Origin of the sequence: Vibrio ichthyoenteri ATCC 700023, from assembly GCF_000222605.1 — a bacterium.
GTDB classification, from domain to species: domain Bacteria; phylum Pseudomonadota; class Gammaproteobacteria; order Enterobacterales; family Vibrionaceae; genus Vibrio; species Vibrio ichthyoenteri.
This window is the reverse complement of the sequence record NZ_AFWF01000121.1, coordinates 14,523-27,683: the sequence shown is the minus strand read 5'-3', so window position 1 is coordinate 27,683 and position 13,161 is coordinate 14,523. Positions and strand designations below refer to the sequence as shown.

General features: G+C 46.0%; 8 protein-coding genes. All 8 read left to right on the top strand.

Features of this window, described 5'->3' with window-relative positions; all coding sequences use genetic code 11:
- The first annotated feature begins 262 nt into the window (after positions 1-262).
- The 8 genes from secE to rpoC all read left to right on the top strand — a co-directional run bounded on the left by secE (position 263) and on the right by rpoC (position 12,263).
- On the top strand, positions 263-643 hold the full coding sequence (gene secE, locus RH85_RS10030; protein ID WP_005596684.1) for a preprotein translocase subunit SecE: 381 nt from the start codon (positions 263-265) through the stop codon (positions 641-643).
- 13 nt (positions 644-656) lie between these two features.
- The gene (gene nusG, locus RH85_RS10025; RefSeq protein ID WP_006712108.1) at positions 657-1,205 is read left to right on the top strand and encodes a transcription termination/antitermination protein NusG; all 549 of its coding nucleotides are present in this window, start codon (positions 657-659) and stop codon (positions 1,203-1,205) included.
- A gap of 143 nt (positions 1,206-1,348) precedes the next feature.
- Entirely contained in the window at positions 1,349-1,777 is a 429-nt protein-coding gene (gene rplK, locus RH85_RS10020; RefSeq protein ID WP_005596690.1) for a 50S ribosomal protein L11, read from the top strand.
- 4 nt (positions 1,778-1,781) lie between these two features.
- The gene (rplA, locus tag RH85_RS10015; RefSeq protein WP_005596691.1) at positions 1,782-2,483 is read left to right on the top strand and encodes a 50S ribosomal protein L1; all 702 of its coding nucleotides are present in this window, start codon (positions 1,782-1,784) and stop codon (positions 2,481-2,483) included.
- 295 nt (positions 2,484-2,778) lie between these two features.
- Complete coding sequence (gene rplJ / locus RH85_RS10010) at positions 2,779-3,273, top strand: 50S ribosomal protein L10 (protein WP_006712107.1); 495 nt, start codon at positions 2,779-2,781, stop codon at positions 3,271-3,273.
- 59 nt (positions 3,274-3,332) lie between these two features.
- Complete coding sequence (gene rplL, locus RH85_RS10005) at positions 3,333-3,698, top strand: 50S ribosomal protein L7/L12 (RefSeq protein ID WP_005596695.1); 366 nt, start codon at positions 3,333-3,335, stop codon at positions 3,696-3,698.
- A gap of 228 nt (positions 3,699-3,926) precedes the next feature.
- Positions 3,927-7,955 carry a DNA-directed RNA polymerase subunit beta gene (gene rpoB / locus RH85_RS10000; protein ID WP_006712106.1) on the top strand — a complete coding sequence of 1,343 codons (4,029 nt, stop codon included), beginning with the start codon at positions 3,927-3,929 and terminating at the stop codon, positions 7,953-7,955.
- A gap of 105 nt (positions 7,956-8,060) precedes the next feature.
- Complete coding sequence (rpoC, locus tag RH85_RS09995; RefSeq protein WP_006712105.1) at positions 8,061-12,263, top strand: DNA-directed RNA polymerase subunit beta'; 4,203 nt, start codon at positions 8,061-8,063, stop codon at positions 12,261-12,263.
- The last annotated feature ends 898 nt before the right edge of the window (positions 12,264-13,161 follow it).

The following is a 13,161-nucleotide window of genomic DNA, read 5'->3' as shown; positions in this document are numbered from 1 at the left end:
AGCTGAAGACTTCAGAAAATCTTGAATAAGATTTGACGAACCAGTAGCAAAAAGGGCATCATTTGATGCCCTTTTTCTGCACAAAAAATAATGTTTGCTGAATTATTGTTCATGTGGGCATTAGCAGGAATTTTTTGGCAAAAAGTAATTTTGGTCAATAAAAGAGGACGTCAATTTTTTATTAAATTGGTCGTTTCATGGATTTGCCCTGCAGCAGCGGGGTTGTTGTCGTCTATATTAAGACTTGTGACAGGTTGGTTTTATGAAAGCAAATAATGCTGAAACTCCTGAGAGCTCAAATGGCGCAGATATCTTTAAGTGGGTGATCACTTTTGTTCTGCTAACTGCCGCTGTTGTGGGTAATTACCTGTATGGTGATATGTCTGTAGTGGTTCGCGCTGCAGGCGTTGTTGTATTAATTGCAGCAGCACTTGGTGTTGCCGCTACAACAACTAAAGGTAAAGCTTCGATCGTGTTTGCGAAAGAATCTCGTATGGAAGTTCGTAAAGTGGTTTGGCCAACGCGTCAAGAAACTCTGCAAACGACACTGATCGTTTTAGCTGTAAGTATTGTAATGGCTCTAGCGCTATGGGGCATTGACGGCATTATGGTTCGTCTTGTTGCATTTGTGACTGGGGTATAGAGGGTTTTTATTCATGAGTGAAGCTCCAAAAAAACGCTGGTATGTAGTTCAAGCCTTCTCTGGTTTTGAAGGTCGTGTAGCTCAATCTCTTCGCGAGCATATCAAAATGCATAGCATGGAAGAGCTATTCGGTGAAGTACTTGTCCCTACTGAAGAAGTAGTGGAAATCCGCGCTGGACAACGTCGTAAGTCAGAGCGTAAGTTCTTTCCAGGTTACGTCCTAGTTCAGATGATCATGAACGATGAATCATGGCACTTAGTGCGTAGTGTTCCGCGTGTCATGGGCTTCATTGGTGGTACCTCTGATCGTCCAGCTCCTATCACTGATAAGGAAGCTGATGCGATTCTTAACCGTCTTGAAAAAGCGAGTGAAGCACCACGTCCTCGTACTATGTATGAAGCGGGTGAAGTTGTTCGCGTGACCGATGGCCCATTTGCTGACTTCAACGGTACTGTTGAAGAAGTAGATTACGTTAAGAGCCGCGTTAAAGTGTCTGTATCGATCTTTGGTCGTGCAACACCTGTTGAGCTTGAATTCGGTCAAGTGGAAAAACTTGATTAAAAAAACACCTTGCAAAGGGTTGTTTAGGGCGTGAATTATGACTATAATTTCGCGCCTTTTTGCTTCTGTTGAAGTAAAAAGATTTTTACATAACGGGGAGCTGATCAGTCGATTAGCGTTTGAACCCAAACTTAGGAAATATCATGGCTAAGAAAGTTGAAGCTTATATCAAGCTACAAGTTGCTGCTGGCGCTGCGAACCCAAGTCCACCAGTTGGTCCTGCTCTAGGTCAACACGGTGTTAACATCATGGAATTCTGTAAAGCGTTCAACGCAAAAACAGAATCTCTTGAGAAAGGCATGCCGACTCCAGTAGTAATCACTGTTTACTCTGACCGTTCTTTCACGTTCATCACTAAGACTCCTCCTGCTGCAACTCTTCTTCTGAAGGCAGCTGGTCTTAAGTCTGGTTCTGGTCGTCCTAACACTGAAAAAGTGGGCACGATTACTGAAGCTCAAATCCAAGAAATCGCAGAAACTAAAGCTGCTGACATGACTGGTTCTGATATTGAAGCGATGAAACGTTCTATTGCGGGTACTGCTCGTTCAATGGGCCTAGTGGTAGAGGGTTAAGATCATGGCAAAACTAACTAAGCGCATGCGCGTAATCCGCGACAAAGTTGACGTAACTAAAGAATACGAAATCAATGAAGCTGTAGCTCTTCTTAAAGAACTAGCAACTGCTAAATTCGTAGAATCTGTTGACGTAGCTGTAAACCTAGGTATCGACGCTCGTAAATCTGACCAAAACGTTCGTGGCGCAACTGTGCTACCACACGGTACTGGTCGTGATATCCGCGTTGCTGTATTCGCTCAAGGTGCAAACGCTGAAGCTGCTAAAGAAGCTGGCGCTGACCTAGTGGGTATGGAAGATCTAGCTGAGCTAGTTAAAAAGGGCGAAATGAACTTCGACGTAGTTGTTGCTTCTCCAGATGCAATGCGCGTTGTTGGTCAACTAGGTACAATCCTAGGTCCACGTGGTCTGATGCCAAACCCGAAAGTTGGTACTGTAACTCCTAACGTTGCTGAAGCGGTTAAGAACGCTAAAGCTGGTCAGGTTCGTTACCGTAATGACAAGAACGGTATCATCCACACTACAATCGGCAAAGTGTCTTTCGACGCGAACCAACTACAAGAGAACCTAGAAGCTCTACTAGTTGCGCTTAAGAAAGCTAAGCCGTCTTCAGCGAAAGGCGCTTTCCTGAAGAAAGTTAGCATCTCTACTACAATGGGTGCTGGCGTTGCAGTTGATCAGGCTAGCCTGAACACTCAAGCTTAATATATTTGCTTAGGCGCAAAATTAGTGTATAATTCTGCGCCTAATATTTGTGGTTGGGGCTGAACTTTGGTTCGTTAAACTTTCGAGTTTAATTGGATTATGACCCAGTCTCCGTCCAAGACCGTAGGTGTCTTTCTTTGCTTGCAAAGCTTGACTTAATCGCCCTACGTAGATGGTGCCCGAACTGACAGAAAGCTCTATGTAAATAGTAAACTTTCTTCTGGGAAGCACCTAAATAGCTCTCACTGTTGTGATAATAGTGAGTGGTGTAATAACAACCAGGAGTTAATCCAAGATGGCTTTAAACCTTCTAGACAAAAAAGCAATTGTTGCTGAAGTCAACGAAGCTGCCAGTGGTGCACTTTCTGCAGTTGTAGCTGATTCTCGCGGTGTTGCTGTGGGTGCAATGACTTCTCTACGTAAACAGGCTCGTGAAGCTGGTGTTTATGTACGAGTTGTTCGTAACACTCTAGCACGTCGTGCGGTTGAAGGTACTCAGTACGAGTGTCTAACTGACACTTTCACTGGTCCTACTCTAATCGCGTTCTCTAACGAGCACCCAGGTGCTGCAGCGCGTCTTTTCAAAGACTTCGCTAAAGAGAACAAAGATTTCGAGATCAAAGCTGCTGCATTTGAAGGCGCTCTAACTGACGCTGAAGTACTAGCGACACTACCAACTTACGACGAAGCTATTGCACGCCTAATGATGTGCATGAAAGAAGCTTCAGCTGGCAAGCTGGTACGTACTATCGCTGCTATCCGCGATCAAAAAGAAGAAGTTGCGGCGTAAGCCTTGCTTTTTTTACTGGTTGCAAAATAAACTTATTGTTGACTTAAAAGAGAATTGTTATGTCTATTACTAACGAGCAAATCCTAGACGCAGTTGCAGAAATGTCTGTAATGCAAGTTGTTGAACTAATTGAAGCAATGGAAGAGAAATTCGGTGTTACTGCAGCTGCTGCTGTAGTTGCTGGTGGTGCTGCTACTGAAGCTGCTGCTGAGCAAACTGAATTCGACGTAATCCTAACTGCTGCTGGCGCTAACAAAGTACAAGTTATCAAAGCTGTACGTGGCGCAACTGGTCTAGGCCTTAAAGAAGCTAAAGCTCTTGTAGACGGCGCACCTGCTGCTCTTAAAGAAGGCGTAGAAAAAGCTGAAGCTGAAGCTCTTAAAGCACAGCTAGAAGAAGCTGGCGCTTCTGTTGAAATCAAGTAATTATTACTTAATTTCATAGCCGTAAGGCTAATGGCTGGTGGTTTATTAACCACCGGCCTTTTTGCGCTGTAGGGTCTAGGTGAATTTTCCCGCTGTTTAAGCACCTTTATCCGAGCAAAACTCATGACGTTCAGCGAATGACATGAGACTACAGTAAACAGTTGTTAGTCACTGTCCCACCCGTCAGGCGGACAGTTTGGGTCACTTATCAGCGAGCTGAGGAACCCCATGGTTTACTCTTATACCGAGAAAAAGCGCATCCGTAAGGACTTTGGTACTCGTCCACAAGTTTTGGACATTCCATACCTGCTATCGATCCAGCTCGATTCGTTCGAAAAATTTATCGAACAGGATCCTGAGGGGCAATACGGTCTTGAGGCTGCTTTCCGTTCTGTTTTTCCAATTCAGAGCTACAACGGCAATTCCGAGCTGCAATACGTTAGCTACCGTCTTGGTGAGCCAGTTTTTGATGTTAAAGAATGTCAAATCCGCGGTGTTACTTACTCAAAGCCACTACGCGTAAAACTACGCCTTGTGATCTTTGATCGAGACGCGCCAGCAGGTACTGTAAAAGACATTAAAGAACAAGAAGTCTACATGGGCGAAATTCCGCTTATGACAGACAATGGTACCTTCGTAATTAACGGTACCGAGAGGGTTATCGTATCCCAGCTGCACAGAAGCCCAGGCGTTTTCTTCGACAGCGATAAGGGTAAGACCCACTCATCAGGTAAAGTTCTATACAACGCACGTATCATTCCTTACCGTGGCTCATGGTTAGACTTTGAGTTCGATCCTAAGGACAACCTGTACGTACGTATCGACCGTCGTCGTAAACTACCTGCATCAATTATTTTGCGTGCACTTGGTAAGACTACCGAAGAGATCCTAGATCTATTCTTCGAGAAAGTTAACTTCCAAGTGAAAGATCAAACTCTACTTATGGAGTTGATCCCAGAGCGTCTACGTGGTGAGACTGCTTCGTTTGATATTGAAGCAAACGGCAAAGTATATATTGAGCAAGGTCGTCGTGTAACTGCGCGTCATATCCGTCAGCTTGAAAAAGAAGGCGTTGACCACATCGAAGTACCAGTTGAGTACATCGTTGGTAAAGTTGCATCGAAAGATTACGTTAACGAAGCGACTGGCGAAGTTATCGTTTCAGCTAACCAAGAGATCAGTCTTGAAGCGTTAGCGAACCTTTCTCAAGCTGGCCACAAAGCGCTAGAAGTTCTATTTACGAACGATCTAGACCACGGTGCCTTCATGTCAGAAACTGTACGCGTCGACAGCACTGTTGATCGTATTTCTGCACTGGTAGAAATCTACCGCATGATGCGCCCTGGCGAGCCGCCAACGAAAGAAGCTGCTGAATCATTGTTCGAAAGCCTGTTCTTCTCTGAAGAGCGTTACGACCTATCAACTGTTGGCCGCATGAAGTTCAACAGCTCAATTGGTCGTGCAGATGCAGACGAGCAAGGTACGCTAGATGAGCTAGATATCATCGAAGTGATGAAGAAGCTGATCTCGATCCGTAACGGTAAAGGCGAAGTGGACGATATCGACCACCTTGGCAACCGTCGTATCCGTTCAGTTGGCGAAATGGCTGAGAACCAATTCCGCGTTGGTCTTGTACGTGTTGAACGTGCAGTGAAAGAGCGCCTAAGCCTTGGTGACCTTGATGCAATCATGCCTCAAGATCTAATCAACGCTAAGCCTATTTCAGCAGCGGTTAAAGAATTCTTTGGCTCTTCACAGCTTTCACAGTTTATGGACCAAAACAACCCGTTGTCAGAAGTTACGCACAAACGTCGTATCTCTGCATTGGGTCCTGGCGGTCTAACGCGTGAACGCGCTGGCTTTGAAGTACGTGACGTTCACGTAACTCACTACGGTCGTCTATGTCCGATCGAAACGCCAGAAGGTCCAAACATCGGTTTGATCAACTCACTATCTGCGTTTGCACGTTGTAACGAGTACGGTTTCCTAGAGACGCCATACCGTCGTGTAGTAGATGGTGTTGTAACTGACGAAGTTGATTACCTATCTGCAATCGAAGAAGGTCAATACGTTATCGCTCAGGCGAACACTAAGTTGACTGAAGAAGGTACATTTGATGATGAGCTAATCACTGCTCGTCAGAAAGGTGAATCTGGTCTTCACCCTCGTGAACACGCTCAGTACATGGACGTTGCAACGAACCAGGTAGTATCAATCGCTGCATCGCTTATCCCGTTCCTAGAACACGATGATGCGAACCGTGCCTTGATGGGCGCGAACATGCAACGTCAGGCAGTTCCAACTCTACGTGCTGATAAGCCGCTAGTTGGTACTGGTATTGAACGTAACATCGCAGTTGACTCAGGTGTAACTGTTGTTGCGAAACGTGGTGGTTCTGTTCAGTCTGTAGATGCTTCTCGTATCGTTGTTAAAGTGAACGAAGAAGAATTGATTCCTGGCGAAGCTGGTATCGATATCTACAACCTAACTAAATACACTCGTTCTAACCAAAACACGTGTATCAACCAACGCCCATGTGTAATGCCTGGCGAACCGGTTGCTCGTGGCGACGTTCTTGCTGATGGTCCTTCAACAGACCTTGGTGAACTAGCACTTGGTCAGAACATGCGTATCGCGTTCATGCCTTGGAACGGTTACAACTTCGAAGACTCGATCTTAGTATCTGAGCGCGTAGTTCAAGAAGACCGCTTCACGACAATCCACATCCAAGAACTATCTTGTGTGGCGCGTGACACGAAACTGGGTTCTGAAGAGATCACAGCGGATATTCCAAACGTAGGTGAATCTGCTCTGTCTAAACTAGACGAGTCAGGTATCGTTTACATTGGTGCTGAAGTTAAGGGTGGCGACATCCTAGTTGGTAAAGTGACGCCTAAAGGTGAAACTCAGCTAACGCCTGAAGAGAAGCTACTACGTGCTATCTTCGGTGAAAAAGCATCAGATGTTAAAGATACATCACTACGTGTACCAAACTCTGTTTCAGGTACTATCATCGATGTTCAAGTTTTCACTCGCGATGGCGTAGAGAAAGACAAGCGTGCGCTTGAAATTGAACAGATGCAGTTGAAAGAAGCGAAGAAAGACCTTACTGAAGAGTTCCAAATTCTTGAAGGCGGTCTACTAGCGCGTGTTCGTTCTGTACTTATCGACGGTGGTTACTCTGAAGCGAAACTAGACACGACTGATCGTAAGAAGTGGCTAGAGCTAACGCTTGAAGATGATGCTCTACAGACTCAGCTTGAGCAACTAGCAGAGCAGTATGACGAACTACGTGCAGACTTCGATAAGAAGTTTGAAACTAAGCGTCGTAAGATCACACAAGGTGATGATCTAGCACCTGGCGTACTGAAGATCGTTAAGGTTTACCTTGCGGTTAAACGTCGCATTCAGCCTGGTGATAAAATGGCAGGCCGTCACGGTAACAAGGGTGTAATCTCTAAGATCAACCCTGTTGAAGACATGCCATACGATGAAACTGGTCAGCCAGTAGATATCGTACTTAACCCGCTGGGTGTACCTTCGCGTATGAACATCGGTCAGATCCTAGAAGTTCACTTAGGTCTGGCAGCGAAAGGTATCGGTGAGAAAATCAACAAGATGGTGAAAGAGCAGCAAGAGCTAGCGAAATTCCGCGAATTCCTGCAAAAAGTTTACGACCTAGGCGAGACTCGCCAGACTGTAGACATTGCTTCTCTATCTGATGCTGAAGTACGCACATTGATCGGCAACCTACGTGGTGGTCTACCAATTGCAACGCCAGTATTTGATGGTGCACCTGAATCATCAATCAAAGCTCTTCTAGAGCTAGCAGACCTACCAACATCTGGTCAGCTTAAGTTGTTTGATGGTCGTACTGGTGATTCGTTTGAGCGTCCTGTAACTGTTGGTTACATGTACATGCTGAAACTAAACCACCTTGTTGACGACAAGATGCACGCTCGTTCTACTGGTTCGTACAGCCTAGTAACTCAGCAACCACTTGGTGGTAAAGCTCAGTTCGGTGGTCAGCGTTTCGGTGAGATGGAAGTATGGGCACTAGAAGCATACGGTGCTGCTTACACGCTTCAAGAAATGCTAACCGTTAAGTCAGATGACGTTAACGGCCGTACTAAGATGTACAAAAACATCGTAGACGGAAACCACAGCATGGAACCTGGCATGCCAGAATCGTTCAACGTACTGTTGAAAGAGATTCGCTCGCTAGGTATCAACATCGAGCTAGAAGACGAAGAGTAATCTCTTATTCCCCTGAGCGAGAGCTCAGGGAAATTAAGCGGTTATCGGTAAAAAGGTGCTCACTTTTGCAGGTGGGCTCCTTTTAACTCCTTACAGGAGCTGATTGTGAAAGACTTATTAAACTTTCTAAAAGCGCAGCATAAGACCGAAGAATTTGATGCAATCAAAATCGGTCTATCTTCACCAGACATGATCCGTTCATGGTCTTTCGGTGAAGTTAAAAAACCTGAAACGATTAACTACCGTACGTTCAAACCTGAACGTGATGGTTTGTTCTGTGCGCGTATTTTTGGCCCAGTAAAAGACTACGAATGTCTTTGTGGCAAATACAAGCGCCTGAAGCACCGTGGTGTAATCTGTGAGAAGTGTGGCGTTGAAGTTACACAAACTAAAGTTCGTCGTGACCGCATGGGCCACATCGAGCTTGCTTCACCAGTTGCTCACATCTGGTTCCTAAAATCACTACCGTCTCGCATCGGTCTACTAATGGATATCCCACTACGTGATATCGAACGTGTTCTTTACTTCGAAATGTACGTAGTAACTGAACCGGGTATGACGGATCTAGAAAAATCTCAGATGCTTACTGAAGAAGAGTATCTGGATCGTCTAGAAGAGTGGGGCGATGAGTTCACAGCTAAAATGGGTGCAGAAGCTATCAAGGACCTTCTAGGTTCTATGGATATGCACGCAGAAGTTGAACAAATGCGTGAAGAGTTAGAAACCACTAACTCAGAAACTAAGCGTAAGAAGCTGACTAAGCGTCTGAAACTGGTAGAAGCATTCATCACTTCGGGTAACAACCCTGAGTGGATGATCCTAACTGTACTTCCAGTTCTTCCGCCAGATCTACGTCCTCTAGTACCACTAGATGGCGGTCGTTTTGCGACTTCAGATCTGAACGACCTTTACCGTCGTGTGATCAACCGTAACAACCGTTTGAAGCGTCTTCTAGAGCTAGCGGCTCCAGACATCATCGTACGTAACGAAAAACGTATGCTGCAAGAGTCTGTTGATGCCCTTCTAGATAACGGTCGTCGCGGTCGTGCGATCACAGGTTCGAACAAGCGTCCTCTGAAATCTCTTGCTGATATGATCAAGGGTAAACAAGGTCGTTTCCGTCAGAACCTTCTAGGTAAACGTGTAGACTACTCTGGCCGTTCTGTAATCACAGTAGGTCCATACCTTCGTCTACACCAGTGTGGTCTTCCTAAGAAGATGGCACTTGAGCTATTCAAACCGTTTATCTACAGCAAGCTAGAGACTCGTGGTCTTGCGACTACAATCAAAGCTGCTAAGAAAATGGTAGAGCGCGAAGAAGCGGTTGTTTGGGATATCCTAGACGAAGTGATCCGTGAACACCCAGTACTATTGAACCGTGCACCAACACTTCACCGTCTTGGTATCCAGGCGTTCGAACCAGTACTAATCGAAGGTAAAGCGATTCAGCTACACCCACTAGTGTGTGCGGCATACAACGCGGACTTCGATGGTGACCAAATGGCGGTTCACGTGCCTCTAACTCTAGAAGCACAGCTTGAAGCTCGTACTCTGATGATGTCGACGAACAACATTCTGTCGCCAGCGTCAGGTGATCCGATCATCGTACCTTCTCAGGACGTTGTATTGGGTCTGTACTACATGACACGTGACAAGATCAACGTGAAAGGTGAAGGCATGTACCTTGCTGGCCCTGAAGAGGCTGAGAAGGCATACCGCACTAAGAACGCTGAACTACACGCACGCGTTAAAGTACGTATTACTGAAACTGTTGTTGATGAAGACGGTAACAGCACAACTGAAACGAAGATGGTTGATACAACTGTCGGTCGTGCAATGTTGTGGCAAATCGTTCCAGCAGGTCTACCGTACAGCATCGTTAACCAAAAGTTAGGTAAGAAGCAAATCTCTAACCTACTTAACGAGTGTTACCGTAAACTTGGTCTGAAAGACACAGTAGTATTTGCTGACCAAATCATGTACACCGGTTTTGCTTATGCAGCACTATCTGGCGTATCTGTTGGTATCAACGATATGGTTGTTCCTGCAGCGAAATACACTGAGATTTCAGCAGCAGAAGAAGAAGTTCGCGAAATTCAAGAACAGTACCAATCTGGTCTTGTAACTGCGGGTGAACGATACAACAAAGTTATCGATATCTGGGCATCAACGAACGACCGCGTAGCGAAAGCTATGATGGAAAACTTGTCTTACGAAACTGTGACTAACCGTGACGGTGAAGAAGAGCAACAAGAATCGTTCAACAGCATCTACATGATGGCCGACTCGGGCGCACGTGGTTCTGCAGCTCAGATTCGTCAGCTTGCTGGTATGCGTGGTCTGATGGCTCGTCCAGATGGTTCGATCATCGAAACGCCGATCACTGCAAACTTTAAAGAAGGTCTAAACGTCCTTCAGTACTTTATCTCAACGCACGGTGCTCGTAAGGGTCTTGCGGATACAGCACTGAAAACAGCAAACTCGGGTTACCTAACTCGTCGTCTAGTAGACGTTGCTCAAGACGTTGTAGTTACTGAACATGACTGTGGCACAGTTGAAGGTGTCGACATGATGCCTCACATCGAAGGTGGTGACGTTAAAGTTCCACTGGCTGAGCTGGCTCTAGGTCGTGTTGTAGCTGAAGATGTTCTTAAACCTGGTTCTGAAGATGTTCTAATTCCACGTAATACTCTAATTGATGAGAAGTGGTGTCAGATCATGGAAGAGAACTCTGTTGACAGCATGAAAGTGCGCTCTGTCGTTACTTGTGATGCTGACTTCGGTTGTTGTGCACAGTGTTACGGTCGTGACCTAGCACGTGGTCACCTAGTAAACCAAGGTGAAGCAGTAGGCGTTATCGCTGCCCAGTCTATCGGTGAACCAGGTACACAGCTAACGATGCGTACGTTCCACATCGGTGGTGCGGCATCTACTGCAGCAGCAGAGAACAGCATCCAAGCGAAGAACACAGGTTCGGTTAAGCTTCACAACGCTAAGTTTGTAATCAACAAAGCTGGCAAACTTGTAATCACTTCTCGTGCATCTGAAATGACCATCATTGATGAGTTCGGTCGTACGAAAGAGAAACACAAACTGCCATACGGTTCGATTCTAAGCAAAGCGGACAACGATGCGGTAACAGCTGGCGACGTAGTTGCTAACTGGGAAGCGCACACCATGCCAATCATCACTGAAGTGGCAGGTCGCATCCAATTCGTTGATATGATCGACGGTGTAACAGTTTCTCGCCAAACAGATGACCTAACAGGTCTATCTTCAAGCGAAGTAACTGATCCGGCTGCTCGCCCAGCTGCAGGTAAAGATATGCGTCCAGCTATCAAACTTGTAGATGAGCAAGGTAACGATGTAATGATCCCTGGTACTGATATGCCAGCTCACTACTTCCTACCTGGTAAAGCGATCGTTAACATCGAAGATGGCGCGGAAGTTGGCATTGGTGACACACTATCTCGTATCCCTCAAAAATCGAGCGGAAACAAAGATATCACCGGTGGTCTACCACGCGTAGCAGACCTATTCGAAGCTCGTAAGCCTAAAGAGCCTGCGATCCTAGCTGAGCACACTGGTGCAGTAAGCTTTGGTAAAGAAACGAAAGGTAAGCGTCGTCTAGTGATCACTCGCGACAGCGGTGAAGTTTACGAAGAGATGATTCCTAAGCATCGCCAATTGAACGTGTTCGAAGGCGAGAAAGTGGAACGTGGTGATGTTATTGCAGATGGTCCAGAGACCCCGCATGACATTCTACGTCTACGTGGTATCCACGCAGTAACTCAGTACATCGCTAACGAAGTACAAGAAGTTTACCGTCTACAAGGCGTTAAGATTAACGATAAGCACATTGAGACTATCGTTCGTCAAATGCTACGTAAGTGTACTATTACACACGCGGGTGACTCTGAGTTCCTACCTGGCGAGCAAGTTGAATACCATAATGTTAAGATTGCTAACCGTAATCTAGAAGCTGAAGGCAAAGAGCCTGCACGTTTTGAACGTGATCTTCTAGGTATCACTAAAGCATCTCTAGCAACTGAGTCGTTCATCTCTGCGGCATCGTTCCAGGAGACAACTCGCGTACTAACAGAAGCTGCGGTTTCTGGTAAGCGTGATGAGCTACGTGGTCTGAAAGAAAACGTAATCGTGGGTCGTCTGATCCCAGCGGGTACAGGTTTCGCATACCACCAAGAGCGTCAAGCTAAGCGCGCTGAAGAGCAAGAAGGTCCATCTGCTGAACAAGCAACAGATAACCTAGCAGCACTTCTAAACGCTGGCTTCTCTTCTGAAGATTAATCTTCGAGACGAGCAATAGCTTAAGAAAAAAGGCACCTTCGGGTGCCTTTTTTGTTTTTGAAGAATTGAGAGATAGAATTGAGAAGCGAGATCGGTGGGGAGGATATTCAATTAAGCGGTGAGTCATCACCAAGACGAAAGGAAATTAGATCCCCAACTCGCTCGTGCCTCACTCTTGAGGATGACGATCTGCTTTGCCAGCAATCAGGCTAAATAAAAGGTGAGAAACTAACTGGCGGCCACTCGGTCATTCCCTATACTGACGAAGGAAGGCGTAGGGAATCTATGGCAGCGACAATGACGATCTGCTTTGCCAGCAATCAGACTAAATAAAAGGTGAGGAACTAACTGGCGACCACTCGGTCATTCCCTATACTGACGAAGGAAGGCGTAGGGAATCTATAGCTGCGACAATGACGATATAAGATCCCCAACACGCTCGCGCCTCGCTCTTGAGGATGACGACCTGCTTTGCCAGCAATCAGGCTAAATAAAAGGTGAGAAACTAACTGGCGACCACTCGGTCATTCCCTAGACTGACGAAGGAAGGCGTAGGGAATCTATAGCAGTAACACTGATGACATCAGATCCCCAACGCGCTCATGCCTCGCTCTTGAGGATGACGATCTACTTTGCTACCAAATAAGCGAAATAAAGCTCAGGATATTACCGGCGAACCTTTGGTCATTCCCTAGCCTGACGAAGGAAGGTGTCGGGAATCTATAGCAGTAACAGTGATGACATCAAGTCCCCAACTCGTTCGTGCCTCGCTCTTGAGGATGATGGCGTACTTTGCTACTAATCAAACTAAATACAGCTCAGAACATTACCGGCGAACACTCGGTTATTCCCTCGAGTGACGACTTTAATATTTCAACCCGCAATAAAAAAGGCTGAC

Bases quoted from the DNA above. Each gene is read 5' to 3' on its own strand.
- rpoB (WP_006712106.1), top strand. From the start codon at position 3,927: ATGGTTTACTCTTATACCGAGAAAAAGCGCATCCGTAAGGACTTTGGT.
- secE (WP_005596684.1), top strand. From the start codon at position 263: ATGAAAGCAAATAATGCTGAAACTCCTGAGAGCTCAAATGGCGCAGAT.
- rplA (WP_005596691.1), top strand. From the start codon at position 1,782: ATGGCAAAACTAACTAAGCGCATGCGCGTAATCCGCGACAAAGTTGAC.
- rplL (WP_005596695.1), top strand. From the start codon at position 3,333: ATGTCTATTACTAACGAGCAAATCCTAGACGCAGTTGCAGAAATGTCT.
- rplK (WP_005596690.1), top strand. From the start codon at position 1,349: ATGGCTAAGAAAGTTGAAGCTTATATCAAGCTACAAGTTGCTGCTGGC.
- rplJ (WP_006712107.1), top strand. From the start codon at position 2,779: ATGGCTTTAAACCTTCTAGACAAAAAAGCAATTGTTGCTGAAGTCAAC.
- nusG (WP_006712108.1), top strand. From the start codon at position 657: ATGAGTGAAGCTCCAAAAAAACGCTGGTATGTAGTTCAAGCCTTCTCT.